Raw genomic sequence first — 26,758 nt, 5'->3', positions numbered from 1 at the left:
GGCGGGGCATGTTATAACAGCGGTCGTGCAGTTGCTTTTGTTGAACGGACCGAACCTCGGGATTCTCGGACGCCGGGAACCGGAGATCTACGGGACCGACACGCTGGCCGACATCGAGTCGCTCGTCCGCGCGGAGGTGGCGGCGCGCGGCTGGGAGGTCGTGTCGGTGCAGCGCGAGTCGGAGGGCGAGCTGATCGAGGCGGTGCACGCCCGGTGGGACACGGTCGGCGCGATCGTGAACCCGGGCGCGCTGATGATCGCGGGGTGGGGGCTGCGCGACGCGCTGGCCGCCTACCCCCGCCCGTGGATCGAGGTGCACCTGTCGAACGTGTGGAAGCGCGAGAGCTTCCGCCACGAGTCGGTGCTGGCGCCGGTGTCCGACGGGGTGATCGTCGGCCTCGGCTCGCTCGGCTACCTGCTCGCGGCGCGGGCGCTGACGGCGCTGGTGCCGCGATGACGGGGGCCGCGGCGCGCCTCGGGATCGACGTCGGCGGGACCAAGGTCGCGCTGCGGCTGACCGCCGACGGCCGCCCGCCCCGCGACACCGCCTTCCACTGGTCCCCGGACGGCCCGCCGGACCCGGAGGCGGACTGGGCCGCGCTGGCCGGCGAGGTCGCGCGGCTCCGCACCGGGGCGCCGATCGGCGCCGTCGGGGTGGCGCTGCCCGCCACCGTCGGGCCGTCGGGGCGGGTCACGGCGTGGCCGGGCCGCCCCGGCTGGGCCGGGCTCGACGTGGGCGCCCGGCTGCGCGCGCTGTTCCCCGGCGCCGCCGTGCGCTGGGCCGACGACGGGGACCTGGCGGCGCTCGCCGAGGCGGAGCGGGCGGGCGCCGCGAACGCGGTCTACCTCGGGGTCGGCACGGGCGTCGGCGGCGGCGTCGTGCTGGACGGCGCGCCCGTCACCGGGTGCGAGGTCGGCCACCTCGTCGTCGACCGGTCCGCGCGGGAGGAGCGGTGCGACTGCGGGCGGTTCGGCTGCGTCCAGGCCGCCGCGTCCGGTCCGGCGATCCTGCGGCGGGCCGCCCGCCTGTGCGGCCACGCGGTCGCGTTCGCCGAGCTGCGTGACGCGCTGGTCGCCGAGGAACGCTGGGCAACCGGCGCGCTGGAGCCCGCCTACGACGCCCTCGCCGCCGCGGCGACGGGCCTCGGCGAGCTGTTCCATCCGGACCTCGCCGTGCTCGGCGGCGGGGTCGCCGCCGCGCTGCCGGGGTTCACCGAGGCGGTCGCCGGACGCGTCGCCGCGTACGCGCGCCCGGGGTACGCGCCGCCGCCGGTGCGGCGGGCGGAACTGGGCGGGCTGTCGTCCCTGCACGGCGCCGTGCTGCTGGCGGAACGGGAGGAGGCCCACCGTGGCCGGACGAGATGAGCGGGTCGTCAAGGTGGAGTTGGGCGAACGCGCCTACGAGGTGCTGATCGGCCCCGGGGTGCGCGCCGCGCTCCCCGAGGTCGTCGCCGCAATCGGGGCGCGGCGCGCGGTCGTCGTCTCCGCCAGGCCGCCGGAGTGGACGCCCGACCCCGGCGTGCCGTCCACGGTCGTCCGGGCGCGGGACGGGGAGGTCCACAAGACGCTGGCCTGGGTGGAGGAGCTGTGCCGGCGGTTCGCCGACGCCGGGCTGACCCGCTCGGACGCGGTCGTCTCCTGCGGCGGCGGCACCATCACCGACGCCGTGGGGCTGGCGGCGGCCCTCTACCACCGGGGCGTGGCCGTCGTGCACCTGCCGACCTCGCTGCTGGCGCAGGTCGACGCGAGCGTCGGCGGGAAGACCGCGGTGAACCTGCCGCAGGGCAAGAACCTCGTCGGGGCGTACTGGCAGCCCCGCGCCGTCCTCTGCGACACCGACTACCTGGAGACGCTCCCCGAGCGCGAGCGCGTCAACGGGTACGGGGAGATCGCGCGCTGCCACTTCATCGGCGCGGGCGACCTGCGCGGGCGTCCGGTCGAGGAGCAGATCGCCGCGAGCGTCGCGCTCAAGGCCGCGATCGTGGCCGCCGACGAGCGGGACGCGGGGCCGCGGCACCTGCTCAACTACGGGCACACGCTCGGCCACGCGCTCGAACGCGCGACCGGCTACCGGCTGCGGCACGGCGAGGCGGTGGCGGTCGGGACGGTGTTCGCGGGCGGCCTCGCCGGGCTGCTCGGCCGCATCGGGCCGGACCGCGTCGCCGAGCACCGCGCGGTCGTCGCGGCGTACGGGCTGCCGACCGCGCTGCCCGCCGACGCCGGACGGGACCCGGGCGCGCTCGTCGAACTCATGCGGCGGGACAAGAAGGCCACGGACGGGCTGACGTTCGTGCTGGACGGCCCGCGCGGCGCCGAGCTGGTGCGCGACGTGCCGGAGCCCACGGTCGCGGCCGCGCTCGCGGCGATGCCGGTCGGGGAGGGCTGAGATGGGGCGGATCACCGGGACCACGCGGCTGCTGGCGGTGCTGGGCGACCCGGTCGAGCAGGTCCAGGCCCCGACCCTGGTCAACCCGCTGCTGGAGCGGCTCGGCCGGGACGCCGTCCTCGTTCCGATGCACGTGCGCCCGGCCGACCTCGCGGAGGTCGTCGCGGGGCTGCGGCGCGTCGGCAACCTGGACGGGCTGCTCGTCACGGTCCCGCACAAGATCGAGGTCTGCCGGTACGCGGACGAGCTGGCACCGGCGGCGGCGTTCACCGGCAGCGCGAACGCGCTCCGCCGCGACGACGGCGGCCGGTGGCGCGCGGACAACTTCGACGGCGTCGGCTTCGTCCGGGGGCTGCGCGGGGCCGGGCACGACCCGGACGGCCGGCGGTTCGCGCTGGTCGGCGCGGGCGGGGCGGGCGCCGCCGTGGCGGCGGCGCTGCTGGAGGGCGGGGCCGCGCACCTGTCGGTCTGCGACACCGACCCCGGCCGTCTCGACGCCCTGCTCGGCCGCCTCGCCGGGCGCTGGCCGGGCCGGGCCACCGGCTCGGCCGTGCCGCGCGTCGAGGACGCGGACGTCGCGGTCAACGCGACCCCGCTCGGGCTGCGCCCCGGCGACCCGCTGCCGTTCGACCCCGCCGCGCTGCGTCCGGGCGCGGTGGTCGCCGACATCATCATGAGGCCGCGGGAGACCCGGCTGCTGCGGGCGGCCGCCGCGCTCGGGCTCGCCGTCCATCACGGAATCCACATGCTCGATCACCAATTGGAGTGTTATGTGGACTTCTTCCGCATCGGCCGCTGACGCCTTCCCAATACGAATAAACTCGATAGAATTAGTATGAAATACGGGGAGTCGAGATGAGCGAGAGGGGGATCCCCTTGCGATTCAGCCTGCTCGGCCCGCTGGAGGCAAGGCGAGGCGACCGGCCGGTGCCGCTCGGCGGGGTCAACCAGCGCGCCGCCCTGGGGCTGCTGCTGCTGCACGCCAACACCGTGGTCTCCACCAGCGACCTCATCCGCGCGCTCTGGGACGATCCCGTGCCGCCAACCGCGCGCAAGATGGTGCAGAACGCGATCGCCGCCGTGCGCCGGGCGCTCCCCGCGGACGGATCGGTGACGCTCCGGACCGCCCCGCCCGGCTACCTGCTCCGCGTCGACCCGGGCGCCATCGACGTGACCCGCTTCCACGCGCTGGTCGACCGCGGCCGCGCCGACTTCCGCGCGCAGGAATGGGAGCCCGCCGCCCGGCGGCTGCGCGAGGCGCTCGCGCTCTGGCGGGGTCCGGCGATGGCCGACGTGACCGAGACCGGCACCGTCTGGCCCGAACTGACGATGCTGGAGGAGACGCGGCTGGCCGCGCTGGAGGACTGCCTGGAGGCCGAGCTCGCCCTCGGCCGCCACCACGCGCTGATCGGCGAGATGACGTCCCTGGTCGAGGAGGAGCCCGCGCGCGAGCGGCTGTGCGGCCTGCTCATGCTGGCGCTCTACCGCTGCGGGCGGCAGCCCGAGGCGCTCGCCGTGTACCAGCGCCTGCGCGACACGCTGCGCGACGGCTTCGGGCTCGACCCCGCGCCCGAGCTGCGCGACCTGGAGCGGGACATCCTCAACCAGCACCCCGGCCTGGCCTCGCCCCTGCGGACGGCGCCCGAACTGGCCGCCGAGAGCGCGGCGGCGGGCGCGCCGCTGCCGACGCCGGTGCCGGACGAGGCTCCGGAGACCGCGGGCACGGAACGTCCCGTCACCGAGCGCAAGCGGGCGAGCGTGCTCCTGGTGCGCACGCGCGTGGACGTGGGGTTCGGCGACTCCGAGTGCGTGGACGAGGCGCTCAACGAGCTGGCCCGCGTCATCGCCGAGGAGGCGCGGCGGTACGGCGGCCTGGTCCGCGAGACGCTGGGCTCGGTGCGTCCGGTGGTGTTCGGCTTCCCGCGCTCGCACGAGGACGACCCGGAACGTGCCATCCGCACGGCGCTCGCCATCCGCGAGCGGATCACGCGGCGGGTGTCGGCGTTCCTCGGCGTCCAGATCGCGGCCGCCACCGGCGAGGTCCTCGCGACCTACCGGGACGAGGGCGACAACGCCCCGGCGCGGCTGTCGGGGGCGCTGCCGCACGCGGCCGAGCAGCTGCTGGCCCACACCCGGCCCGGCACCATCCGGGTCTGCCACACGACCGCCCGCGCCGCCGGCCTCGGGGACGGCGACGGCGACGCCCCCAGCGCGGCCGGGCGCGAGCTGACGATGCCGCCGCCCGCCCCGGCGGACCCGTCGGCCGGCACCGGCGCACCGCTCGTCGGCCGGAACCGTGACCTCGCGATCCTGCGGGGCCTGCTGGGCGACGTCGAGCGCAGGCAGCGCCCGCACATGGCCACCGTCCTCGGCGAGCCCGGCATCGGCAAGAGCCGCCTCGTCGCCGAGTTCGCCGCCGCCCTGCCCGGGCCCGTGCTCGTCGGGCGCACCCCGCCGTACGCGGGCGAGGCCCTCGCGCCGCTCGCCGACGCGCTGCGCTCGCTGCCCGGCGGGACGGACGCGGCCCGGCGGATCGAGCGGTCGACGACCGAGGACGGCGCGGCCGAGTGGCGCCGCTACATCACGGGCCTCGCGCTGGACACCCCCGTGACGATCGTGCTGGAGGACCTGCACCGGGCCGACGGCGCCCTGCTGGACCAGGTCGAGGACCTGACCGAGCGGCTCCCGCCGGTCCCGCTCCTGATCGTGGTGACGGCCCGGCCCGAGCTGCGGCAGCTGAGGCCGCGCTGGAGCTGCGGCAAGCGCGACGTCACCACGCTCACCCTGGACACGCTGTCCCCCGAGGACACGGGCGCGCTCCTGCCCGGAACGTCCGACCCGCAGGTGCTCGGCCTCGTCGGCGGCAACCCGCGGCACGCCGAGGAGTACGCGCGCGCCGTCCGCGAGCGCACCGGCGGCGCGCTCGACGGCGCCCCGCCCGTGCCCGAGCGGCTGCGCGCCCTCGCCGCTGCCCGGATCGACACGCTCCCGCTCGCGGAGCGGGCCGTCCTGCGGGACGCCACGTTCTTCCACGGGAGGGTGCGGGTGGACGGTGTCGCCGCGCTCTCCGGCCGCACCATCGAGGAGACCGCCGAGATCCTGTACGCCCTGGAGCGCAAGGACTTCCTGGTCCGGTGGCGCCCGGTCGCCGCGCCCCCGGAACGTTCCGGGTGCTTCTGGGGGGAGGAGCCCCCGCGCGCCCCGGAGCGGGCCAGCGACCGCGAGTACTTCTTCCGCCAGCCGCTCGTGCGCGAGGTCGCGCACGGCCAGCTCCCGCGCAGCCGGCGGATCGCCAAGCACCGGCGCGCGATCGCCTGGATCGCCACGCTGCCCGCCGACGAGATCGACCTCCTCGTCCACCACTACCGGCAGCTCGTGGTCCTCAACTCGCCGCAGCTCGCGAACGACGTCGCGCGGCAGGCGCGGCACGCGCTGCTGGACGCCGAGCGCCGCGCCGCCGCGGCGGGCGCCCACGAGACCGCCGCCCGCTGCCGCAGGGCCGCGCGCGAACTGCGTCCGACGCCTCCCCGGCCGGCGCCCTCCCGCGCCGCGTCCCGCCACGTGCGGCGGGTGGGCGACCCTCCCGTCGCCAGCTACAACTGATCGACCGGGTCGGCGTCGCCCGGCCGGCCGTCGCGCGGCAGGGCCAGCGCCACCACCGCCGCGAGCGCGATCAGCACCGCGCCCGCGACGAAGCCGGCCCGGTAGCCGTCGGTGAGCGCGGCCCGCCGGGCCGCGCCGGAGGCGCCGTCGCCGCCGCCGGTCGCGGCGGCGGCCAGCGCCGCCATGGCCGCGAGCCCCAGCGCGCCGCCGACCTGCTGCGCCGTGCCGGTCACGCCGGAGCGGACGCCGGAGTCGGCGTCGGACGCGCCGGTCATCGCGAGCGCGGTCGCGGCCGGGAGGACCAGCCCCGCCGAGACGCCGAGGACCAGCATCGCGGGCAGCACGTCGACCGCGAACGCGCCCGCGTCCGGCACGCGGGCCAGCCAGCCGAACGCGAGCGCCCCGGCGCCGAGCCCGGCGAGCAGCACCCGCCGCACGCCGAGCCGGACGATCAGCGGCCCCGCGAGCCCCAGCGAGGTCGCCCCGATCACGGCCGAGGCCACGAGGTAGGCGAGCCCGGTCTCCAGCGAGTCCAGGCCGAGCACCTCCTGGAGGTAGAGCGTGACGAGGTACTGGAACCCGAACATCGCGCCGACGAACAGGGCCTGGAGCAGGTTCCCGCCCGACAGCGCCCGGGACCGGAACATCGACAGCTCCAGCAGCGGCGCCGCGGCCCGGCGCTGGCGCAGCACGAAGCCCGCGAGCAGCGCCACGCCAGCCCCGGCGAGGACGGCGGAGGGCGCCGCGCCGAACCCGTCGGGCCCGAGCCCGCCGATCGCGAGGACCAGCAGCATCAGCCCGCCGGTGACCAGCGCCGCGCCCAGCAGGTCGGCCCCGCCGTCCCGGCCGCCGCCGTGGTCGGGGGCCAGCGTCCGGCGGCCGAAGACCAGCAGCAGCGCGCCGATCGGCAGGTTGACCAGGAACATCCACCGCCAGCCCGCCAACTCGGTGAGCACGCCGCCGCCGAGCGCGCCGACCGAGCCGCCGCCCGCCGCCACGAACGCGATCACGGTGATGGCCCGGACCCGCTCCCGGCCCTCGGGGAACAGCACCACGACCATGCCGGTGATCACCGAGCCCGCCATCGCGCAGCCCACGCCCTGGACGAACCGCGCGGCCACCAGCGGCGCCGCGCTCCCGGCCGCCCCGCACAGCGCGGACGCGGCGGTGAACACGGCGATGCCGCCGAGGAACACCCGCCGCCGTCCGAACAGGTCGCCGAGCCGCCCGCACAGCAGCAGGAGCCCGCCGAAGGCGACGAGGTAGCCGTTGACGACCCAGGACAGCTCGGCGCCCGCGAGGCCGAGGTCCTCGCGGATCTTCGGCAGCGCCACCGCGACCCCGGTGCCGTCGACGATCAGCATGAGCTGGCCGGTGGCCAGCACCGCTAGGGCGGACCGGCCGGAGCGCGCCGTTCGCACCGCGGTCTCCGCGACGTCCATCAGGCCCCCTTCTTTGGCGTCGATTGTTCCGTCCGCCACCGAATTCGGGTAGAGGGAACATCGGTGTAACCACGGGAAGGAAAAGTGCCTTCTTTCGCCGCCCGCGGCGATCGTGAAGAATTGGGCGCAGCCGAAAGACAGGAAGCGGGAAATGACAAAGATCGCCATTATCGTCGGGAGCACGCGGCCGGGCCGGATCGGCCGTGCGGTGGCCGACTGGGTGCACCTGGTCGCCTCCAAGCGCACCGAGGCCGACTACGAGATCGTCGACCTCGCCGACCACGGTCTGCCGCTCTACGACGAGCAGATCCCCGCGGCGGTCGGCCAGTACGCCGGCGACCACACCAAGAGCTGGGCCGAGGTCGTCGCCCGGTACGACGGCTACGTCGTGGTGACCCCCGAGTACAACCACGGCGCGCCCGCCGCGCTGAAGAACGCGTTCGACTTCGTCTACGCCGAGTGGGCCAACAAGGCGGTCGGCTTCGTCGGGTACGGCGCGGTCGGCGCCGCGCGGGCCGTCGAGCACCTCAAGCTGGTCGCGACCGAGCTGAGCCTGGCGTCGGTGGCCGCGCAGGTCACGCTGCTGATCCCCGGGGACTTCCCGAGCTACCCCGAGTTCACGCCGCAGGAGTTCCGCGAGGCCGAGCTGGAGCGCGTCCTCGGCCAGGTCGAGTCCTGGTCGAAAGCGCTGGCCGCCGTCCGGACCGCCTGACACCGCCCCTCAGATCCCCCCGCGCGTGGGCGCGGGCACCCCCCGCCGGGTGCCCGCGCCCACGTGTGTCCAGGGTCTTGACGAAGACCTCGTCAGGGGACGTCCAGCCGCGTCCCGTACAGGCGCTCGACCCGCAGCCGGATCACCAGCCTGCGGTCGGCGACCATCTGCTCCAGGAACGCCTTCTCGTCGGCCGGGTCCGCGAACGGCGGCTGGAGCGCGAGCAGCTCGCGGCCGGCGGCGTCGCCGGGGATCGCGCTGACGGCCGACAGCTCGGCCCGGCCCTGCGCGACCGCGAACGCCATGTGGTCCGCGCTGGACACGTACAGCGCCGCGCGCGGGTCGTGGCGCAGCCGCCGCACCTTGGCCCGGTCGCCGGTGGTGCTGATCCGCGCCGTCCGCTCCACCGGGTCCCAGTGGTAGGCCACGGTGGACAGGTGCGGGTGGCCGTCGCGCTTGTTCGCGGCCAGCGCGCCCATGACGTGCCCGGCCAGCAGCGCCGTGAGCTCGTCGTCGGACAGGGGCAGCGGCCCCGGCCCCTGCCCCGGCCCGTACGTCACTTCTGGTTCTCCGGCGGGAACGGGATCACCTTGTGCGGCACGATCTGCACGACCACCCGCGACACGTCGTCCACGTCGTGGACCTCGTCGAGGTACTTCATCGTGAGCTCGTCGGCCAGCTCCTTGCCGCCGCCCTCCAGCACCTTCGCGGTGCCGCGGATCTCGATCGAGACGATCGGGTTCTCGATGTCGAACACCGACACGTTGACCCGCGGGTCGCGGGAGATGTTGCGCTCGGTGCGGCGGCCCGCGTGGGTCACGAACAGCAGGGAGTCGTCCTCGCCGCGTTTGATCAGGACGATCGAGGAATGCGGGCTCCCGTCCTCGTTCACGGTGGCGACGACGGGGAAATTCTTGTTGTCGATGAATGCCCGTGTCCGCTCATCGAGTTTCTCAGCCATGCGATGAATGTATAAGCCGTGGTGGTGGCCGGACTCCCCTGATCACCCCCCTATTCCACCGCTTCCGGCGGGAGCGGGTCCAGCCATCCTCCGATCAGCTCGGCGACCGCCGCGCCGCCGGTGTCGGCGAGTTTCCGGGCGACGAGCGCGCGGGTGTCGGCGGCGGTCTGGACGCGCGGCGGCGGATCGTCGGAGGCGAGTACGTCCACGATCGCGGCGGCGACCTCGTCGGCCGTCTGCGTCGCGGGGAGCCCGGGCAGCGTCCCGCCTTGAGCTGCGGCGTTGTCGAAGTAGCGCCGCAGCACCTTCTCGTAGGGACCCGCCTCGCCGAACAGGCGCGCCCAGTCGGTGCCGCGCACCGCGTCCGTGCTGATCGGGCCCGGCTCCACGATCGAGACCGCGACCCCGACCCGCCGCGCCACCGGCGCGAAGCCCTCCAGGATGCCCTCCAGCGCGAACTTGGACCCGCAGTAGGACTCCTGGAAGGGCAGCCCGAGCACGCCCGCGACGCTGCCCACCGCGACGAACCTGCCGCCCCCGGCGCGCAGGTGCGGCAGGGCGGCCTTGAGCAGCGCGACCGGGCCGAACACGTTCACGTCGAACGTCCTGCGGTAGCTCGCGAGGTCCTCGCGCTCGAAGGTGTCGACGCCGGTGACGCCCGCGCTGCTGACGATCGCGTGCAGGCCGCCGTACCGGGACGCGACGCCGGCCACGAACCCGGGGATCGACTCCTCGTCGGTGACGTCCAGCTCCGCGACCTCGACCTCGGCGCCGGTCCGGGAGAGCAGTTCGCCGAGCCCCGCGACGCGGTCGAGGGAGTGGACGGAGGCCACGACGCGGTAGCCGCGTCCGGCGAGCGCGACCGCCGTGCTCGCGCCGACCCCCGACCCGCTGCCGGTGACGATCACGGCGCCGGTGGGCGGTCGCGCGGTCATGACGCCTCCTTGCGCGCCGCACGGGCGAGGTGGGCCTCCAGCACGTCGGCCGCCCGGCGGGCGCCGCCGCCCGCCCGCGTGTGCGCCTGCAACTCCCGCACCCGCTCGCGGACGGCGTCGTCGGAGGCGACCGCCTCCACCTCCGCCACGAGCCGGTCGGCGTCGAGCGCGGACGGCTGGATCACCCGCCCGGCGCCGAGTTCGAGGGTCCGCTCGGCGTAGGGCAGGAAGTCGGGGGCCGGGGGGACGACGACGACCGGCGTCGCGGTGTGCCACGCGTCGGCGAGCGAGCCGCTGCCGCCGTGCGTCACGAACACCTCCGCGTGCTCCAGGACGCTGACGCCCGAGACCCAGCGGTGGACCTCCACGTTCGGCGCGAGCGCGGCGAGCCGCTCGACGTCGGCGTCGGGGAGCCCGTCCCCGACCGTCACGACGACGTGCCAGTCCCGTCCGGCGAACGCGCGGGCGACCGTCTCGAAGAACCCCGCGTCGCCGTTGCGGACGCTGCCCAGCGACACCAGCGCCACCCGGGAGGCGCCGTCCGGGGGCTCCCAGGTGCCGAGGAAGTCGCGGTTGGCGACGCTCGGCCCGACGAAGTGGACCTGCTCGGGGTCGAACGTCTCGTACTCGGGCTGGAGCCGGGACGCGACGAAGGAGATCGTCAGCTCCGCCACCCGCCGGGCGCTCCACAGGAAGTCGCCGACCTGGTCGCCGAGCCCGAACCCCTCCAGCGCCTCGGTGATCTCCTCGACCGGGTCGGCCAGCCGGTCGCCGGGAGCGAGGCGGTCCCGGTGCTCGATGTAGGAGTAGTGCTCGTTGGACACCACGCTCGGGGTCAGCAGGACGGGCGGCAGCCCCCACGTCCTGGACAGGATGCGGCCCGCCTGGAACGCGGCCTCGTCGTAGGCGACGGCGTCCGGGCGCCCGTCGCCGAAGTGCTCGCGCGCGGCGCGCAGGATCGCGAGGTTCTCGCGGAAGAACGCGCGGGTCGCGGCGGCCGGGTCGCCGTCGTCGGACAGGCTGGCGAGCGGATCGAGGGAGGGGTAGGTGACCACGTGCGCGCCGAAGCGCCGCACCCGGTCGGCGGGCCCTTCGGCCACCACGTAGGTGACCCGGTGCCCGCGCCGGACCAGCTCGTCGACGAGGTCGAGCTTCGGCAGCACGTGCCCGTTCGAGGGGATGTCGAGGAACAGCAGGCTCAGGCTCAAGGAATGCTCCGATCTGTCGTATCGGCGGTGGAGGCGCTGTTCACGGGCGTGATGTCCAGCCCGTACACGTCCCGAGCTGCGGCCTCCGACACGAGCCCGTCGCGCACGTCGGCGCGGACGGCCGCGCGCGACCGCTCCCGGGGGTCGCCGTAACCGCCGCCGCCCGAGGTGTGGATCTCGATGACGTCGCCGCGTCCCAGCACGAGCGTGCTGTTGGTGCGCGGGACCGTGACCCGGCCGTCCCGGTGGCGCACGACGCTCCGGTTCGCGGGGGCCGCGAGGCCGCCCGCCAGGCCGTAGGGGACGGTCTGCTCCAGCGCGCCCGACCCGATGCACACGACGCGCACGCCGTCCTGGTCGATGCGCCACCGCGAGAACCCGCCGAGCCCGCCGCGCCACCGGCCCGCGCCCGCCGAGTCCGTCGCGAAGCCCTGCTCCAGGATCGTCGCGGGCGCACCCAGCTCGTGCAGCTCGACGTCCACCTCGCGGCCGCCGCCCATGGCGACGGGCGGGCCGATCGCGTCCCACCCGTCGAACCCGAGCACGGCCCCGGAGCCGCCCTTGAGCGCGCCGGTGGCGCCGAACGGGCGGCCGGTGCGCTCGTCGACGCCGACGGCGGCGAACGCGTAGCCCCGGCACCAGCCCGCGTGGGTGATCGCCGGGTCGGCCCGCGACAGCGCCAGCCACACGGTCTCGACGATCGCCTCGCACGCGGTGATCGTGCACAGCGTGGTCGCGGCCGGCTCGACCGCGTGCGCGATCGTGCCGGGCCGGGTGCGGATCTCGACCGCCGCGAGCGCGCCGCCGTCGCGGCGCTGCGCGGGGTCGGTCACGCCGAACAGCGCGACGAGCGTCGAGGCCACGGTGTTGGCGCGGGTCGAGTTGGCGTAGCCGACGACCTGCGGGTCCGAGGCGGTGAAGTCGAACACGGCGCGCTCCCCCGCGACGGTGAGCGCCAGCCGGACCGCGATGGGCTCGCGGTGGTGCTCGCCGCCGTCGTCGAGGTGCCGGACGGCCTCGTAGGTCCCGTCCGGCCAGCGGGCGATCTCCGCGCGCATGTGCCGGGCCGAGGCGGCGAACTGGACCCGCACGGCCTCCAGCACGGGCTCGACGCCGAACGCGTCGAGCATCGCGAGCAGCTCGCGCTCCCCGATCGAGGCCGCGCCGATCTGGCAGTGCAGGTCGCCCTCGACCGCGTCGCGCAGCCGCAGGTTCAGCAGGATCAGGTCCCAGACGTCGTGCTGCCGCTCGCCGCGCCGGTAGAGCCGGACGGGCGGGATGCGCAGCGCGTCCTCGTAGCAGTCCCGCGCGCCGGGGTTGTAGCCGATCTCCCCGCTCCCGCCGACGTCGGCGTGGTGCCCCTTGGTCGCGGTCCAGAAGCGCAGCACGCCCCGGTGGAAGACGGGCTTGAGGACGGTGACGTCCGGCGGGTGGTTGTTGCCGTGGTAGGGGTCGTTGAGCACGAAGACGTCGCCCTCGCCGACGTCCCCGGCGAACTTGGCGAGCACGCCCTCGTAGGCGCTCGGCAGCGACCCGGCGAGGACGGGGATGAAGTCCTTGGCGGCGATCCACGCGCCGTCCGCGTCGAAGATCCCGGTGACGAAGTCGCGGCTCTGGAACGCCGCCGACCGGCAGGACCGGAGCATCGCGTCGGCCATCCGCTCGGCGATCGCGTGCAGCCGGTTGCCGACCACCGAGGCCAGCACCGTCCCCGTCATCGGACCGCCTCCAGACGCGTCTCGCGCAGCGCGGCCAGCACCTCGGCCCGCTCGCGGTCGGCGGCGAACACGAGCGTGGTGCCGCTCGCGGTGACCTCGAACGCGAACCCGGGCGGGACCACGATGGTCGTGCCCGCGCCCGCCAGCAGCGCGGGCCCTTCCTGGCGTTCGTCGACCGGCACCGACCGCACGTCCCGGACGGGGACCTCGTGGAACGCGCCGTCGAACCACGCGCGCCGGACGCCGTCGGGCTCCGGCGGCCCGGACGGAGCGGGAGCGCTCCGGGGCGCGGCGGTGGGCACGCGGGCTTCGAGCCTCAGGTTCACCACCTCCACCGGCACCTCCGGTTGCGCGAAGCCGTAGAGCCGGTCGTGCAGGCGGTGGAACCGCTCGACGAGCCCGGCGACCGCCGCCGCATCGACGCTCGGCACGGACGGGAACGGCACCGTGATCTCGTGCACCTGGCCGACGTAGCGGACGTCCGCGAGCCGGGTGAGCTCCGCGGCCGGGTCCGCCTTCGCCCCGCTCTCCAGCGCGGCGAAGGCGGCGTCGACCTCGGCGGCGTCGACGCCCGTGGCGCGCGGGTCGCGTCCCCGGCCCAGCAGCGTGCGGACGTGGTAGCTGACGAGGTCGGCGCGCAGCATGCCCCGCGCGCACAGCACCGACGCGCCCGCCGGGACCACGACCAGCGCGATCCCGAGATCGCGGGCCAGCTCCACCGCGTGCACCGGGCCCGCGCCGCCGGCCGCGACGAGCGCGAGCCGCGCCGGGTCGAGGCCGTGCCTCGCGGTCGCGAGCCGCAGGCTGTCGGCCATCGCGGCGTTGACCGCGCGGTGGACGCCCGCCGCCGTCTCGACCGTCCCGAGCCCGAGGTCGCGGCCGAGGGCCTCGACCGCGCGCCCCGCCAGGGCCGCCGACGGGACGAGGCCCTCGCCGAACCCGCCCGCGAGGTAGCCGAGGAGGAGGTCGGCGTCGGTGACCGTGGCCTCGCGCCCGCCGCGCCCGTAGCTCGCCGGGCCGGGATCGGCGCCCGCGCTCTCGGGGCCGACGCGCAGCAGCCCCCCGGCGGTCGCCCGGCCGATCGAGCCGCCGCCCGCGCCGATCGTGGCGATGTCGAGCATCGGCACCGAGACGGGATGCCCCGCGGGCTCGGCCCGCGTGGTGATCCCGGTGGCGCCGCCGGAGGACAGGCTCACCTCGAAGCTCGTCCCGCCCATGTCGATCGTCATCGCCTCGGGCACGCCGAGTTCGGCGACGACGTCCCGGACGGCGGCGGGCGCGCCCGCCGGTCCCGACAGGAGCGTGTTCACCGCGCGCTCGGCCGCCCGCTCCAGCGCGACGACACCGCCGTTGGACTGGACGATCAGCACCTCGCCGGTGTAGCCGAGCGCGGTCAGCCGTCCGGCGAGGCGGTCGAGGTGGTCGCGCAGCACGGGCCCGACATAGGCGTTGAGCACCGTCGTCGAGGTGCGCTCGAACAGCCGGACCTCGGGCGCCACCCGGGACGACACCGACAGGAACACGCCGGGCAGCTCCGCCGCGAGGATCTCCGCCGCGCGCCGCTCGTGCGCGCCGTCGAGGTAGGAGAACGCGAAGCAGACGGCGACCGAGGCGACCCCTGCCGCCGCGAAGCGCCGCGCCGCGCGGCGCAAGCCGTCCTCGTCCAGCGGGGTCGTGACCTCGCCGGTGCGGTCGAGCCGCTCCCGCACGGTCTCGATCAGGTGCCGGGGCACGAGCGGCGGCGGTGGGGCCGAGCGCGAGTCGAACTGGTCGGCGCGGGAGCCCTGGCGCGCGAGCAGGACGTCGCGCAGGCCGTGCGTCGTCAGCAGGCCCGTCCGCGCGCCGGTGCCGGTGACCAGCGCGTTGGTCGTGATCGTCGTGCCGTGCACGAGGACGCCGGTGCGGCCGAGCAGCTCGGCGAGGGGCAGGCCCGCTCTCGCCGCGAGCCCGCCGAGCCCGGCGACGAGGCCGTCGGCGGGCTCGGCCGGGGTGGAGCCGGTCTTGTGGTCCAGCTCCACCCCGTCCGGGCCGAGCAGCGCCAGGTCGGTGAACGTGCCCCCGACGTCCACGGCGATGCGGTAGGGGCGGTCGCTCACGACAGCCAGACGTCCAGCAGCGTGGGCAGCCGCGCGTCGGCGTCGAGCGCGAAGCCGTGCACCTTCTTGCCGACCGCGACGACGGCGGTGTCCTCGACCAGCGGCGTGAACAGGCCCTCGGCGAGGACGCGGCGCTGGGCGTCGGCGACCAGCCTGCCCCGGGCCGCCTGGTCGGTGGTGATCGCCTGCTTCTCCAGCAGCGGTTGCAGCGCCGCGTCCTGGACGTTGAAGAAGTTCGGCGGCGCGCTCGTGAACGTGCTCGCCAGGCCGACCCCGGCGTCCGGTCCCCCGGCGACGCCGGACAGGAACAGGTCCCACCTGGTGCGCGCCTTCAAGGCCTCGACCGACTGCGCGGCGGTCACCAGCTCCGGCTTGAGCTCGACGCCGATCTTCTTGTACTGGGCGGTGACGAGTTCGACGAGCGGCTGGTCCCAGGGGTTGCCGCGGTTGAGCCAGCCGAGCTTGAGCGTGAGGCGCTTGCCGTCCTTGACCCGGATGCCGTCACCGCCCGGGGCCCAGCCCGCCCTGTCCAGCAGCGCCGCCGCTGCCGCCTGGTCCGGCTTGAGCAGCGCGCTCTGGTCGGAGTGCCCGATCACCGTGCCGGTGACGACGCTGGTCGGCACCCCCCACTCGGGGGTGAGCAGCGTGTCCCGGACCTGCTTGGCGTCCACCGCCTTGACCAGTGCCTGCCGGACGGCCGCGTCCTTCAGCGGCGCGCGGTCGGCCCCGGTCACCACCAGGCCCTCGGCGAGCCGGGGCAGCCGCTGCGCGACGATCCCGTACCCCGCGTCGCGGACCGGCGCGATGTCGGACGGGCTGAGCGCGCCCGCGAGCTGAACCTGCCCGGTCTTCAGCGCGCCGGTGCGCACGCTCGGCTCGGGGATGATCCGGTAGACGACCTTGTCGAGGTAGGCGTCGCCGTCGTGCTTCCGGTTCTTGGGGCCCCACTTGTAGCCGGTGCGCTTCGTGAGCACCACCTGGCTATTGCGAGTGTAGGAGCGGAGCACGAACGGGCCCGTCCCGATCACCTTGTCGAACCGGTCGGCCATCGGCAGCGCCAGCGTCTTCGGCGCGAGGATGCCGAACCCGGGGTTCGTCACCCACAGCGGCCACGTCGGGTACGGCTTGGCGAACCGCTGCACGACCGTCCGCTCGTCGGGGGTGCTCGTCCCCTTGTAGCCGCCCTGGTCCAGCAGCGACAGGGGGGTGGAGCCCACCGACGCGGCCCGGTTGGTGATGACGTCGTCGAAGTTGTCCTTGACGATCTTCGCGGTCAGCGGCGTGCCGTCGGAGAACGTCACCCCCTGCCGCAGCGTGAACGTGAACTCGGTGGCGTCGGCGTTGGCCTTGACCGACTCGGCCAGCCACGGCACCGGCTGCCTGGTCGCCGGGTCGAGCGCGAGCAGCGAGTCGACGATCGGCCGCGCGACCTCCCGGACCAGCGGCGTGACCGCGCGCGGGTAGATGCTGACGGGGTCGCCGCCGAGCGCGACGGTCAGGGTGCCGCCCGACTTGGGCGGGCCCGCCGCGCCCGAGCCCCCGGCCGACGTCCCGCCGCCGCACGCGGCCAGCAGCAGCGCGCCGGCCGCGCCGGTCACAATTATCTTTACTTTTCCGACCGATATTGTACGGAACACGGTTCGGGCTCGCTCTCCTAGTGAGTGGGATTGTCGTCGTCGCCGGCCCCGGCGTCAGCGGCGGCCGGGGATCGCGTCCAGCAGCTCCCGCGTGTAGGCGTGCCGGGCCGCCGCGAAGATCTGCTCGGTGGGGCCGGACTCGACCAGCCGGCCCCGGCTCAGCACCCCCACCTCGTCGGCGATGTGCCGGACCACCGCCAGGTCGTGGGAGATGAACAGGTAGCTCACGCCCAGCTCGGCCTGGAGCGCGGCGAGCAGGTCGAGGATCTGCGCCTGCACGGAGACGTCGAGCGCGGACACCGGCTCGTCGCACACGAGCACTTCGGGGTTGAGGACGAGCGCCCGCGCGATGGCCACCCGCTGCCGCTGCCCGCCCGACAGCTCTGCGGGCCGCCGGCGCAGCACCGAGGCGGGCAACGCGACCAGGTCGATCAGCTCCGCCGCGCGGCGGCGGCGCTGCGCCCGCGAGCCCAGTCCGAACGACGCGAGCGGGTCGGTGACGATCCGCTCGATCGACCGCCGCGGGTCCAGCGACGCGAACGGGTTCTGGTGGACGATCTGCATCCGGCGCCGCAGCAGGCGCTGCGCGGCGCCCCGCGAGGCGGTGATGTCCTCGCCGTCGAGGAACACCCGTCCGCCGGTGGGGTCGGCCAGCCGCAGGATCAGCCGCGCGGTGGTGGACTTGCCCGACCCCGACTCCCCGACCAGCCCGTACGTCCTGCCCCGGGGGATGGCGAAGCTCACGTCGTCGACCGCCCGGATCGTGCCGGACGAGCGCGGCGCGCGGAACTCCTTGACCAGCCCCTCCACTCGCAGGACGGGCCCGTCGGCGTCCGGCTTGGCGTCGGGCACGGTGGCGGGCTTGGCCGCGAACGGGTCGCCGGGCGCGCCCGCCGGGACGGCGGTCAGCCGCACGCGGCGCGGACGCGGCGTCCGCGCGAGCCCGGGCGCCGCCTCGATCAGCGACCGCGTGTAGGGGTCGCGGGGGTCCGACAGCACCTCCCCGGGCGTGCCGCGCTCCACGATCGCGCCCGAGCGCATCACGAGGACGCGGTCGGCGCGCTCGGCCGCGACGCCCAGGTCGTGGGTGATCAGCAGCAGGCCGGTGCCCGACTCGCGGACGAGCCCGCCGATGTGGTCCAGCACGCGGCGCTGCACGGTGACGTCGAGCGCGCTGGTCGGCTCGTCGGCCACGATGAGCCGGGGCCGCGCCGCGATCGCGATCGCGATGAGGACCCGCTGGCGCATCCCGCCCGACAGCTCCGAGGGGTACTGGCGCGCCTGGACCTCCGGGTCGGGGAGCCCGGCGTCGGCGAGCAGGTCGAGCGCGCGCGTCCGGGCGGCCCGGCGGTCGGCGCCTCCCGAGAGCCGCAGCGCCTCGGCGACCTGGGCGCCGACCCGCTGGACGGGGTTCAGCGACGTGCCGGGGTCCTGCGGGATGAGCGCGATCTCCCGGCCGCGCAGCGCGCGCCACCCGCGTTCGTTGAGCGCGGTCAGGTCCCGGCCGCCGAAGTCGACGCGCCCGCCGGTGACGCGGGCCGAGCGCGGCAGCAGGCCGAGCAGCGCGTAGGCGGTGGTGGACTTGCCCGAGCCGGACTCGCCGACGATCGCGACCGTCTCGCCCTCCCCCACCGTGAAGCTCGCCGACTCCACCGCGCGGACGACCGAGCGCCGCGCGCGGTAGCGCACCGCGAGGTCCTCGACCTCAAGCAGCAGACGCGGGTTCGTCACCGGCCCGTCCCTTCGCCCTCGAACGCGCGCGACACCCGGTTGGCGGCCAGCACGGTCAGCGCGACGACCGTGCCGGGCAGGATCGACAGCCACCACGCGCCGCCGAGAAAGTCGCGTCCGGACGAGACCAGCGAGCCCCACTCCGGCGTCGGCGGCTGGGCGCCGAACCCGAGGAAGCTCAAGGTCGTCACGCCGAGGATCGCCTCGCCGAACAGCAGCAGGGTCAGCGCCCACACCGGGCCCATCGAGTTCGGCAGGACGTGGCGCAGCAGGACGCGGGTCCGGCGCGCCCCGCCGGTCCGCGCGGCCTCCACGAACCCGCTCGCCGACACGCGCAGCACCTCGGCGCGCGCCACCCGCGCCGTGCTGGCGATCGCGGCCACGCCGATGGCGAGGCCGACGTCGGCCGTGTCGCCCTTGCCGAGCACCGCGACCAGCATCAGCGCGAGCAGCAGGCCGGGGATCGACAGCAGCACGTCCACCAGCCGCATGATCACCAGGTCGGCGATACCGCGCAGGAACCCGGCCAGCAGGCCGAGCAGGACGCCCGCGCCGAGGCCGACCGCCGTCGCCAGCGCCGCCGCCGGCAGCGTCCGGCCCGTCCCGTAGACGGTCTCGTCGAACAGGTCGCGGCCGAGCCGGTCGGTGCCGAACGGGTGGCCGAACGAGGGGGCCTGGAGGCGCGCGGCGGTGTCGACGGCCAGCGGGTCGCCCGGCGCGAACAGCGACGGCGCGACCGCCGCGACGACGACCAGGCCCACCCAGACCACGGACAGGACGAGCCACGGATTGCGCAGCAGCCCTCGCAAAAGGTTCTGCACAGCACTCGGCCGGTCCCGCGGCTCCGGTTCCGGGACGTGCTCGCCGGTCGTGAGGGCGAGGTCGGTGACGGGCATCCGGCTCACCCCCGTCCCGCGAACGTGAACAGCGCGAACCGCCCGGACGGGCCGCGCTCCGGCGCGCGGCGCGCCGCCGCCAGCCGTGGATCGAGCACCTGGTAGAGCAGGTCGACGACGAGGTTGACGGTGACGAACACCAGCGCGCCCAGCAGCACCACGCCCTGCACGACGGGCAGGTCCTCCGCCGACACCGCGCCCTGCGTGATCTGCCCGAGCCCGTTCCGCGAGAACACCACCTCGACCACGATCGCGCCGGTGAGCAGCCCGCCCACCAGCAGCCCGGCGATCGTCAGCGTGGGCAGCGCGGCGTTGCGCAGCACGTGCCGGACGTTCACCCGGAGCGGCCCCGCGCCCTTGGCGCGCGCGACGTCCACGTAGTCCTTGCCCAGCTCGTCGGCCATGCTCCGGGCGAGGACCTGCCCGATCAGCGCGGCGGGCTGGACGGCGATCGTGACGGCGGGGAGCACGAGCCCGCGCCAGCCGCCCTCGCCGATGGCGGGGAACACGTTCCAGGTGAAGGAGAGCCACTGCAACAGCAGCAGCCCCACGACGAACGGCGGGACCGCGACGCCGAGCGGCGGCAGCCCGAGCAGCGCCCGGCGGAGCCGGCGCGAGCCGGTCGCGTTCGCCAGCACCGCCAGCCCGGTCCCGAGCAGGGCGCCGAGCGCGAGCCCCGCGCCCGCCACCGCGAGCGTCGGCGGCAGCGCGTCGCCGATCAGCGAGCGCACCGGCTCGCCGGACTGCACCGAGCGGCCGAGGTCGCCGTGCAGCGCACCGCCGAGCCCGCTCAGGTACCGCTCGGTCAGCGGGCGGTCGAGGCCCATCTCGTGCCGGAGCTGGTCGACCTGCTCCTCGGTGACGCCGCTCGTGGTGCCCGCCGCGATCGCGGCCGGGTCGCTCGGCAGCGCGTACAGGACGGTGAACGAGAGCGTGTACGCGGCCCAGAGCACGAAGACGCCCTGGAGCACCCGTCCGGCCAGAAAACGCGCCATCGATCCGAAAACCCTCCCCCCGCCGGACATTCCGGCGATTTCCCCGAAAACGCGATGCGATTCCTGCAAAGGCTGCCGTGAACGGCACGGCGGGACCCCCTTTGGCGCCCCCCTATGCCACCCCAGAATCGGCGGGCTCGGCGGGCTCGGCACGCGCTGCAAAGGTGTGGACGCCGGGACCGACCTCGGCGCGCGCGCCGTCCGGCAGGACGACGTCAGCCGTCGTGCCGGGCGGGACCGTCACCTCCAGCGAGAACCGGCCGCCCTCGATCCGCCACGCGGCCTCGATCCGCCCGTAGGGGCCGTCCTGCTTCACCTCGGCCCAGGTCAGGGCGCCGCCCGGACGCGGCGCGACCGTGAACCTCCGGTAGGCGGGCACGTCCTCGTCGAGCCGGACGCCGCCGACGTCGCCGTGCAGGAACTCGACCACGCTCGCGCGGGTGGGCATGTTCAGCGCCAGGTTCGTCCGGCCGTCGGGCATGATGCCGTCCCAGACCTCCCAGAACGTGGTGCCGCCGTTGTCGATCACCGACATCCAGGACCGCGAGCCGTGCCGCAGCAGCAGCTCGTAGGCGAGGTCGAGGTGGCCGTTCGCGGCGAGGACGGGCAGCAGCAGGTGCGTCGTCGGGAGCCCGGTGCCGGGCCGGGTCCCGTCGGCGCGGATCAGCTCCGCCAGCCGGGCCGCCGTCCGCGCGCGCAGCTCCGCGGGGACGAGCCCGTACGCCAGCGCGCGCAGGTGCGTGGCCTGGGTGTCGCAGGTCAGCGCCCCGTCCGGGGTGATGAACTCGGCCTGCCACGCGGCGCGGACGTTCTCGGCGAGGAGCCCGTAGCGCTCGGCGTCCGCGGACCGGCCGAGGACGCCGGCGATCCGCGACAGCAGCCGGGCGGACCGGTGGAAGTAGGCCGTCGCGAACGCCGCGTGGTCGCGGGCCTGCATCTCCTCCACCACGGCGGCGGTGAAGCCCTCCAGGCTGGTGATCTGGGCCATCCGCCGCCGGGTCAGCGTCACCGGCGGTTTCGGCGGCCCCGGTTCGAGGTGCTCCCCGAAGTGGTAGCCGGTGTCCCAGAGGAACTCCTCGTGCGGCGCGGGGACGGGACGCGCCGCGCGCCGCTCGGGGTGCCGCTCGTCCCGCGCGACCCGGGCCACGCGGTCCACCCACGCGGTCATCGACGCGTACTGCCGCGCGAGCAGGCCGTCGTCGCCGTAGGCCCGCCAGGTCTCCCAGGGCACCGACACGGCCGCGTCGCCGAAGCCCGCCTGCCCGTGCGGGATCGCGAACCGCGCCGTCAGGCTGGCGGGGCCGAGGGGGTCGGGGGCGTAGTTGCGCACGGTCCCGTCCGGCCACTGGTCGGCGGCGAGGTCGGCCAGCCACTTCGCGCTCAGCCCGGACACGTCGTGCACGAGCCGGGCGCCCCGGATGTTCCACCCGAAGTCGGTCCATCCGGCCAGTTCCCTGGTGATCTCCGCCATTGGGATGTCGCACGCCTGATTGCGGTAGGTCCAGCAGGCGATGTCGTGGAGCCGGTTCACCCGCTCGTCGCTGCACGCGAACCAGCCCGTGCGGCGCAGGTCGGAGCTGACCGCTACCGCGGCGACGCCGTCCGCCGCGATCCGTCCCGGATGCCCGTCGACGCGCAGGTAGCGGAAGCCGTGCCGGGTGTGCCGGGGCTCGAACGCGGCGCCCCCGGGCCCGGCGGAGACCACCAGGTCGCTCTGGACGCCGCGCGGCGGCTCGTACCAGCGCAGCGTGGCCTGGCCGCTCGCGGTGTTGACGTCCCGTCCGTCCGGGGTGAGCGCCTCGGCGTGGGTCAGCCCGAGCAGCGTGCCGCGCGGGCCCAGGTCGGACAGCCGGACCCAGCCGCCCACGTTCTGCCCGAAGTCGACGATGTGCACGCCCCGCGCCGGACGGGTGATCGAGACCGGGCGCAGCTCCTGGAGCCGCCGCACCGGCGGGGCGGGCGAGGAGACGAGCCGGGCGTCCGGGCGGTCGCGCAGCACGACCGGTGACCAGCGACCGGAAACCGGGCCGGGGGTGTGCCAGCCGGCGGGCTCGTCGCGGAGGTCGGCGGCGACGCCGTCGAAGAAGTCGGCGGCCTTGATCGCCCCGATCGCCGACCGCCATTCCGGGCCGGTCCCGGTCACCGTCGTCGTCCCGTCCTCGTGGTCGAGGTGGAGCTGGACGACGAGCGCGGTGCGGTCGCCGAACCCGTCGGGGAGGCGGTGGTAGGACGTCCGGCCGCGGAACCACCCGTCGCTGAGGATCGCGCCGAGCACGTTGCCGCCCGTCCGGACCAGGTCGGTGACGTCGTACGCCTGGACGTGGAGGTGGCTGCGGTACGCGGTGAAGCCCGGGGTCAGCTCGGCGTCGCCGACCCGCGCGCCGTTGAGGAACAGCTCGTACACCCCGTGCGCCGTGGCGTACGCGCGGGCCCGCACGACCGCGCGGCCGACGGCGAACGCGCCGCGCAGGTGGTAGCCGGGACGGAAGCCCGGCGGCGGCACCTCGTCCTCGGCGGGCCCGATCCAGCGCGCCGTCCAGTCGCCCGGGTCGAGCAGGCCCATCTCCCAATGGACCGGCGCCGACCACGCGCTGACGCCCGCCTCGGTCCGGACGCGGACGGCGCACCGCACGGCCGCGCGCGACACGAGCGGCGGCCCACCGTAGGGGACGAACAGGCTCCGGTCGGACGCGACCCACCCGGTGTCCCAGGCCCGGTCGCCCGCCTCGCCCCTGATCCGGTAGGCGCGCTGCCGCCCGGTGCCCTCGGGCAGCCGCCAGCTCAGCCGGGGGGACGGCTCGGTCAGCCCCAACGGCGCGGGCCGATGTTCGACCCGCAGATCGGTCGGCGCGGACACACCTCACCCCAGTTCGCCAATTCCGGATCTCACGTCCCCACAGCAAAACACGCGACAGGGTGGTAACAGCAATGTTCCTTCTTCCCGGCCCGCGCCGTTCCGCATACGTTTGGCGACGTTGGAAAGGCACGCGCTAATGGAAATGCGGCGGTAACAATCGTGAAGTTCTTCGGAGTGGCCCCGATCCGCTATCTGGATTCCGCGGGGGGCGACGAGCCGTCCGCGACCCGGGCGAGCTTCGAGCTCACGGTGGCGACCGCGCTGCGGATGGAGGAGCTCGGCTTCGACGGCTTCGGGGTCGGCGAGCGCCACCACTGGCCGTTCCTGTCGAGCGCGCCGCCGGTCGTCCTCGCGCACGTGGCGGCGCTCACCAGCAGGATCCGGCTGTTCACCGGCGTGACCGTGCTGTCGATGCTCGACCCCGTCCGCGCGGCGGAGGACTACGCGACCCTGGACCAGCTCTCCGGCGGCAGGGTGGAGCTGATCGTGGGCAAGGGCGCCGGGCCCGGCGGGGAGGTGTTCGGCCTGACGCCGGACGAGCAGCGTCCGGCGCTCGCGGACAACTTCCGGCTCCTGCACGAATTGTGGACGAGGGACAGCGTCACCTGGCCCGCGGGACGGCGCCCGCGCCTCGACGACTTCCACCTCCTCCCCCGGCCGCTGAACGGCCGCCCCCGGATCTGGCACGGCAGCTCGTCCTCGGCGGAGTCCCTGGAGCTGGCCGCCGAGTACGGCGATCCCGTGGTGTTCTCCAACGCGGGCCTGTCCAGCGAGAGCGCGCGCCCGCTGGTCGAGTACTACCGCGCCGCGTGGGCCCGGCACGGCCGTCCCGCCGACCGGCTCTTCACCGGCGCCGGGACGCCCGGCTTCCTCGTCGCCAAGACCTCGCAGGCGGCGCTCGCCGCGTACCGGCCCGCCTTCGAGCGCCTCGCCGCGATGCAGCGGAGCATCGGCGGGCGCCCGCCCTTCGCGAGCGTGGAGGAGTTCGTCGCGCACTCGCCGGCGCTCGTCGGCAGCCCCGAGCAGGTGATCGACAAGGTGCACCGGCAGCACGAGATCTTCGGCCACTCGCTCGCCGTGTTCAGCGTCGATCCCGACGGGCTGCCGCTGGACGACCACTGGACGTCCCTCGAACTGTTCGCCACCGAGGTCGCGCCGGCGCTGCGCACGTCCCTCCCCGACCCGCCGCCCTGACCCGCGCGCGGGACAGGTTGCCGGTGCGGACGATCGGTGTAAGGCTGAAACGTCCGCACCGGGAGGGGAGTTCGATGTCCACACGACCTCGGCTGCCCGACGACGTCGAGCCCGACGCGTGCGCGGCCTTCCGCGACGCCCTCGACCGGGTCGGGAGCAAGTGGGGAATCGCGATCATCGCGGCGGCCGGCGACGGCCCGATCCGCTTCGCCGAGCTGCACCGCTCGATCCCGGGCATCAGCCGCCGCATGCTGACGCTCACGCTGCGCACGCTGGAGCGGGACGGGCTGATCGTCCGCACCGTCCACCCGACCGTCCCGCCGCAGGTCGAGTACACCGCCACGGCCCTCGCCACGGAGCTGTTCGCCTCCACCCGGGCGCTGTCGGCGTGGGCGGAGAACAACCACGCGAAGATCGCGGCGGCGCGCGCCGCCTACGACGACAACGCGGCCGCGCGGCACGACGACCGGCGGCCCGTCGACGACCCCAATCTCTACTAAAACAGCCAAAATTCATGACATTGGGGGACGAACGTGACTGACGCGCGCGCACGGGGAAACGCCGCCTGGCACGGGCGGATCGAGCATGTGCGCGGTGCCGACCTCGGCTCCGACACCACCCAGACGTCGGGGATGCGCCGGTACGAGGCGATCTCGGGCAAGAGCGTCGGCTCGGAGCGGCTCTGGATGGGCCGCACGCACGTCGGCCCCGCGACCAACTCGGGCGACCACCACCACGGCGAGGCGGAGACCGCGATCTACATCGTCTCCGGGCACCCGGTGTTCGTGTTCGCCGACGGCGACGAGGAGGTCCGGGTGGAGACCGCGCCGGGCGACTACATCTTCGTCCCGCCCTACCTCCCGCACCGCGAGGAGAACCCGTCCCCCGACGAGGAGGCGGTCGTGGTCATCGCGCGCAGCACGCAGGAGGGCATCGTGGTCAACCTCCCGAGCCTCTGGGCGGACGTCGAGCGCCCCACCGAGACCTGAGTCACTAAGGGGGGCCCACAGGGGAGGAGATCCCGCGTCCCGCTGTTTTGATGGACCGGGTCCGCGCCGTGGCGCGCCCTGGAGGCGATGATGAGTGACACCCAGGACTCGATCCTGGACCTGGTCCGCGAGTACCACCGCGAGAAGGAGGAGCGACGGCGGTTCGTCCCCGGCGAGACGCTGGTGATGCCGTCCGGCGCCGACCTGAGCGAGGACGACCGCGTCGCGCTGGTCGAGGCCGCGCTGAACCTGCGCATCGCGTCCGGGCCGAGCGCGGTCGCGCTGGAGCGCGAGCTCGGGCGGACGCTGCGGCGCCGCAAGGTGCACCTGACGAACTCGGGGTCGTCGGCGAACCTGCTGGCGCTGACCGCGCTGGCCCAGCCGGAGATCGGTGACGACCGGCTGCGTCCGGGCGACGAGGTCGTGACGGTGGCGGCGGGCTTCCCGACGACGGTCAACCCGATCCTCCAGAACCAGATGGTCCCGGTCTTCGTGGACGTGGAGCTCGGCACCTACAACACCACCGCCGACCGCGTCGCCGAGGCGATCGGCCCGCGCACCCGCGGCATCATGATCGCGCACGCGCTGGGCAACCCGTTCCCGGTCGCCGAGGTCGCCGAGCTGGCCAAGGAGCACGGCCTGTTCTTCGTCGAGGACAACTGCGACGGCGTCGGCGCGAGCTACCAGGGCCGCCTGACCGGGACGTTCGGCCACTTCAGCACCGTGAGCTTCTATCCCGCCCACCATCTGACGATGGGTGAGGGCGGGTGCGTGACCACCGACCGGCCGAAGCTGGCGCGGATCGTGGAGTCGCTACGCGACTGGGGACGCGACTGCTGGTGCGAGCCCGGCGACTGCGACACCTGCGGCAAGCGCTACACGCAGCGGTTCGGCGACCTGCCCTACGGCTACGACCACAAGTACACGTTCTCCCACGTCGGCTACAACCTCAAGACGACCGACCTGCAAGCGGCGCTCGGGCTCTCCCAGCTCCAGCGGCTGCCGGAGTTCGGCGCGGCCCGCCGCCGCAACTGGGCGCGGCTGCGCGAGGGCCTGGACGGCCTGCCCGGCCTGCTCCTGCCCGTCCCGACTCCGGGCGGCGACCCGAGCTGGTTCGGGTTCATCATCACGGTCGACGCCGACGCGCCGTTCGACCGGGACGAGATCGTCGCCCACCTGGAGGACCGGCGGATCGGCACCCGCATGCTGTTCGCGGGCAACCTGACCCGCCAGCCCGCCTACCAGGGCAAGGAGTACCGGGTCTCGGGCAAGCTCGACAACAGCGACGCGATCACCGAGCGCACCTTCTGGATCGGCGTCTTCCCCGGCCTCACCGACGAGATGGTCGACTACATGATCACCACGATCCGGGACTTCGTCACGAGCCGGCGGTAGCCC

General features: G+C 75.0%; 22 protein-coding genes. 10 read left to right on the top strand and 12 right to left on the bottom strand.

Translation table 11 applies throughout. The annotated features are described in order from the left end of the window. The first annotated feature begins 25 nt into the window (after window positions 1–25). The 5 genes from K2F47_RS09180 to K2F47_RS09160 are packed head-to-tail and all read left to right on the top strand — an operon-like array spanning window position 26 to window position 5,989. Window positions 26–457, top strand: coding sequence for a type II 3-dehydroquinate dehydratase (locus K2F47_RS09180; RefSeq protein ID WP_242902333.1), 432 nt, complete (start codon window positions 26–28; stop codon window positions 455–457). Beyond that, window positions 454–1,365 (top strand): ROK family protein, encoded by a 912-nt coding sequence (locus tag K2F47_RS09175; RefSeq protein WP_242902332.1) that lies wholly within the window; start codon window positions 454–456, stop codon window positions 1,363–1,365. The genes K2F47_RS09180 and K2F47_RS09175 overlap by 4 nt, the downstream gene beginning before the upstream one ends. Next, a complete protein-coding gene (locus K2F47_RS09170; RefSeq protein WP_242902331.1) occupies window positions 1,349–2,386 on the top strand; it encodes a 3-dehydroquinate synthase family protein in 1,038 nt (345 codons plus the stop codon). Before K2F47_RS09175 ends, K2F47_RS09170 begins: the two co-directional genes overlap by 17 nt. A 1-nt stretch (window position 2,387) precedes the next feature. Then, on the top strand, window positions 2,388–3,185 hold the full coding sequence (locus tag K2F47_RS09165; RefSeq protein ID WP_242902330.1) for a shikimate dehydrogenase family protein: 798 nt from the start codon (window positions 2,388–2,390) through the stop codon (window positions 3,183–3,185). Window positions 3,186–3,241: 56 nt separating this feature from the next. Further along, a complete protein-coding gene (locus K2F47_RS09160) occupies window positions 3,242–5,989 on the top strand; it encodes an ATP-binding protein (protein ID WP_242902329.1) in 2,748 nt (915 codons plus the stop codon). Here the strand turns inward: K2F47_RS09160 and K2F47_RS09155 are convergent. Continuing rightward, on the bottom strand, window positions 5,980–7,431 hold the full coding sequence (locus K2F47_RS09155) for an MFS transporter (protein WP_242902328.1): 1,452 nt from the start codon (window positions 7,429–7,431) through the stop codon (window positions 5,980–5,982). The two genes, K2F47_RS09160 and K2F47_RS09155, sit on opposite strands and share 10 nt — an antisense overlap. A gap of 151 nt (window positions 7,432–7,582) precedes the next feature. Here K2F47_RS09155 and K2F47_RS09150 point away from each other — a divergent pair, with 151 nt between their 5' ends. After that, the gene (locus tag K2F47_RS09150) at window positions 7,583–8,143 is read left to right on the top strand and encodes an NADPH-dependent FMN reductase (protein WP_242902327.1); all 561 of its coding nucleotides are present in this window, start codon (window positions 7,583–7,585) and stop codon (window positions 8,141–8,143) included. A gap of 92 nt (window positions 8,144–8,235) precedes the next feature. On the opposite strand, the gene K2F47_RS09145 is transcribed toward K2F47_RS09150, so the two are convergent. From K2F47_RS09145 to K2F47_RS09095, 11 genes are all read right to left on the bottom strand, one after another. Continuing rightward, window positions 8,236–8,703: a TIGR03618 family F420-dependent PPOX class oxidoreductase gene (locus tag K2F47_RS09145; RefSeq protein ID WP_242902326.1), complete on the bottom strand. Its 468-nt coding sequence runs from the start codon at window positions 8,701–8,703 to the stop codon at window positions 8,236–8,238. Further along, window positions 8,700–9,104: a TIGR03618 family F420-dependent PPOX class oxidoreductase gene (locus K2F47_RS09140; protein WP_242902325.1), complete on the bottom strand. Its 405-nt coding sequence runs from the start codon at window positions 9,102–9,104 to the stop codon at window positions 8,700–8,702. The genes K2F47_RS09145 and K2F47_RS09140 overlap by 4 nt, the downstream gene beginning before the upstream one ends. Window positions 9,105–9,154: 50 nt before the next feature. Further along, entirely contained in the window at window positions 9,155–10,039 is an 885-nt protein-coding gene (locus K2F47_RS09135) for an SDR family NAD(P)-dependent oxidoreductase (RefSeq protein WP_242902324.1), read from the bottom strand. Continuing rightward, window positions 10,036–11,247: a macrolide family glycosyltransferase gene (locus tag K2F47_RS09130; RefSeq protein ID WP_242902323.1), complete on the bottom strand. Its 1,212-nt coding sequence runs from the start codon at window positions 11,245–11,247 to the stop codon at window positions 10,036–10,038. Before K2F47_RS09130 ends, K2F47_RS09135 begins: the two co-directional genes overlap by 4 nt. Further along, a complete protein-coding gene (locus K2F47_RS09125) occupies window positions 11,244–12,965 on the bottom strand; it encodes a hydantoinase B/oxoprolinase family protein (RefSeq protein ID WP_242902322.1) in 1,722 nt (573 codons plus the stop codon). The genes K2F47_RS09130 and K2F47_RS09125 overlap by 4 nt, the downstream gene beginning before the upstream one ends. Next, the gene (locus K2F47_RS09120) at window positions 12,962–15,061 is read right to left on the bottom strand and encodes a hydantoinase/oxoprolinase family protein (protein ID WP_242902321.1); all 2,100 of its coding nucleotides are present in this window, start codon (window positions 15,059–15,061) and stop codon (window positions 12,962–12,964) included. The genes K2F47_RS09125 and K2F47_RS09120 overlap by 4 nt, the downstream gene beginning before the upstream one ends. Then, a complete protein-coding gene (locus tag K2F47_RS09115) occupies window positions 15,058–16,659 on the bottom strand; it encodes an ABC transporter substrate-binding protein (RefSeq protein WP_242902320.1) in 1,602 nt (533 codons plus the stop codon). Before K2F47_RS09115 ends, K2F47_RS09120 begins: the two co-directional genes overlap by 4 nt. 93 nt (window positions 16,660–16,752) lie before the next feature. Beyond that, window positions 16,753–18,429: a dipeptide ABC transporter ATP-binding protein gene (locus tag K2F47_RS09110; RefSeq protein WP_242902319.1), complete on the bottom strand. Its 1,677-nt coding sequence runs from the start codon at window positions 18,427–18,429 to the stop codon at window positions 16,753–16,755. Next, window positions 18,426–19,325, bottom strand: a complete 900-nt coding sequence (locus K2F47_RS09105) for an ABC transporter permease (RefSeq protein ID WP_242902318.1) — start codon at window positions 19,323–19,325, stop codon at window positions 18,426–18,428. The genes K2F47_RS09110 and K2F47_RS09105 overlap by 4 nt, the downstream gene beginning before the upstream one ends. A 5-nt stretch (window positions 19,326–19,330) precedes the next feature. Continuing rightward, entirely contained in the window at window positions 19,331–20,320 is a 990-nt protein-coding gene (locus K2F47_RS09100) for an ABC transporter permease (RefSeq protein WP_242902317.1), read from the bottom strand. 112 nt (window positions 20,321–20,432) lie between these two features. Next, window positions 20,433–23,177 carry a family 78 glycoside hydrolase catalytic domain gene (locus K2F47_RS09095; RefSeq protein ID WP_242902316.1) on the bottom strand — a complete coding sequence of 915 codons (2,745 nt, stop codon included), beginning with the start codon at window positions 23,175–23,177 and terminating at the stop codon, window positions 20,433–20,435. 159 nt (window positions 23,178–23,336) lie between these two features. Here K2F47_RS09095 and K2F47_RS09090 point away from each other — a divergent pair, with 159 nt between their 5' ends. From K2F47_RS09090 to rfbH, 4 genes are all read left to right on the top strand, one after another. Then, window positions 23,337–24,371 carry an LLM class flavin-dependent oxidoreductase gene (locus tag K2F47_RS09090; protein ID WP_242902315.1) on the top strand — a complete coding sequence of 345 codons (1,035 nt, stop codon included), beginning with the start codon at window positions 23,337–23,339 and terminating at the stop codon, window positions 24,369–24,371. Window positions 24,372–24,445: 74 nt separating this feature from the next. Next, window positions 24,446–24,871: a winged helix-turn-helix transcriptional regulator gene (locus tag K2F47_RS09085; protein WP_242902314.1), complete on the top strand. Its 426-nt coding sequence runs from the start codon at window positions 24,446–24,448 to the stop codon at window positions 24,869–24,871. A gap of 33 nt (window positions 24,872–24,904) precedes the next feature. After that, entirely contained in the window at window positions 24,905–25,360 is a 456-nt protein-coding gene (locus K2F47_RS09080) for a cupin domain-containing protein (RefSeq protein ID WP_242902313.1), read from the top strand. Window positions 25,361–25,447: 87 nt separating this feature from the next. After that, window positions 25,448–26,755, top strand: a complete 1,308-nt coding sequence (gene rfbH, locus K2F47_RS09075) for a lipopolysaccharide biosynthesis protein RfbH (protein ID WP_242902312.1) — start codon at window positions 25,448–25,450, stop codon at window positions 26,753–26,755. The last annotated feature ends 3 nt before the right edge of the window (window positions 26,756–26,758 follow it).

This window comes from Actinomadura terrae, from assembly GCF_022751215.1.
GTDB lineage: Bacteria > Actinomycetota > Actinomycetes > Streptosporangiales > Streptosporangiaceae > Spirillospora > Spirillospora terrae.
Note: the sequence above shows the minus strand (reverse complement) of the source record. Positions and strands in the feature narration are given on the sequence as shown.

What these genes read in the sequence shown, in the direction of transcription:
- K2F47_RS09085 (WP_242902314.1), top strand. Translation starts at nt 24,446, where the DNA reads ATGTCCACACGACCTCGGCTGCCCGACGACGTCGAGCCCGACGCGTGC.
- K2F47_RS09175 (WP_242902332.1), top strand. Translation starts at nt 454, where the DNA reads ATGACGGGGGCCGCGGCGCGCCTCGGGATCGACGTCGGCGGGACCAAG.
- K2F47_RS09135 (WP_242902324.1), bottom strand. Translation starts at nt 10,039, where the DNA reads ATGACCGCGCGACCGCCCACCGGCGCCGTGATCGTCACCGGCAGCGGG.
- rfbH (WP_242902312.1), top strand. Translation starts at nt 25,448, where the DNA reads ATGATGAGTGACACCCAGGACTCGATCCTGGACCTGGTCCGCGAGTAC.
- K2F47_RS09140 (WP_242902325.1), bottom strand. Translation starts at nt 9,104, where the DNA reads ATGGCTGAGAAACTCGATGAGCGGACACGGGCATTCATCGACAACAAG.
- K2F47_RS09105 (WP_242902318.1), bottom strand. Translation starts at nt 19,325, where the DNA reads ATGCCCGTCACCGACCTCGCCCTCACGACCGGCGAGCACGTCCCGGAA.
- K2F47_RS09165 (WP_242902330.1), top strand. Translation starts at nt 2,388, where the DNA reads ATGGGGCGGATCACCGGGACCACGCGGCTGCTGGCGGTGCTGGGCGAC.
- K2F47_RS09100 (WP_242902317.1), bottom strand. Translation starts at nt 20,320, where the DNA reads ATGGCGCGTTTTCTGGCCGGACGGGTGCTCCAGGGCGTCTTCGTGCTC.
- K2F47_RS09125 (WP_242902322.1), bottom strand. Translation starts at nt 12,965, where the DNA reads ATGACGGGGACGGTGCTGGCCTCGGTGGTCGGCAACCGGCTGCACGCG.
- K2F47_RS09155 (WP_242902328.1), bottom strand. Translation starts at nt 7,431, where the DNA reads ATGGACGTCGCGGAGACCGCGGTGCGAACGGCGCGCTCCGGCCGGTCC.
- K2F47_RS09150 (WP_242902327.1), top strand. Translation starts at nt 7,583, where the DNA reads ATGACAAAGATCGCCATTATCGTCGGGAGCACGCGGCCGGGCCGGATC.
- K2F47_RS09160 (WP_242902329.1), top strand. Translation starts at nt 3,242, where the DNA reads ATGAGCGAGAGGGGGATCCCCTTGCGATTCAGCCTGCTCGGCCCGCTG.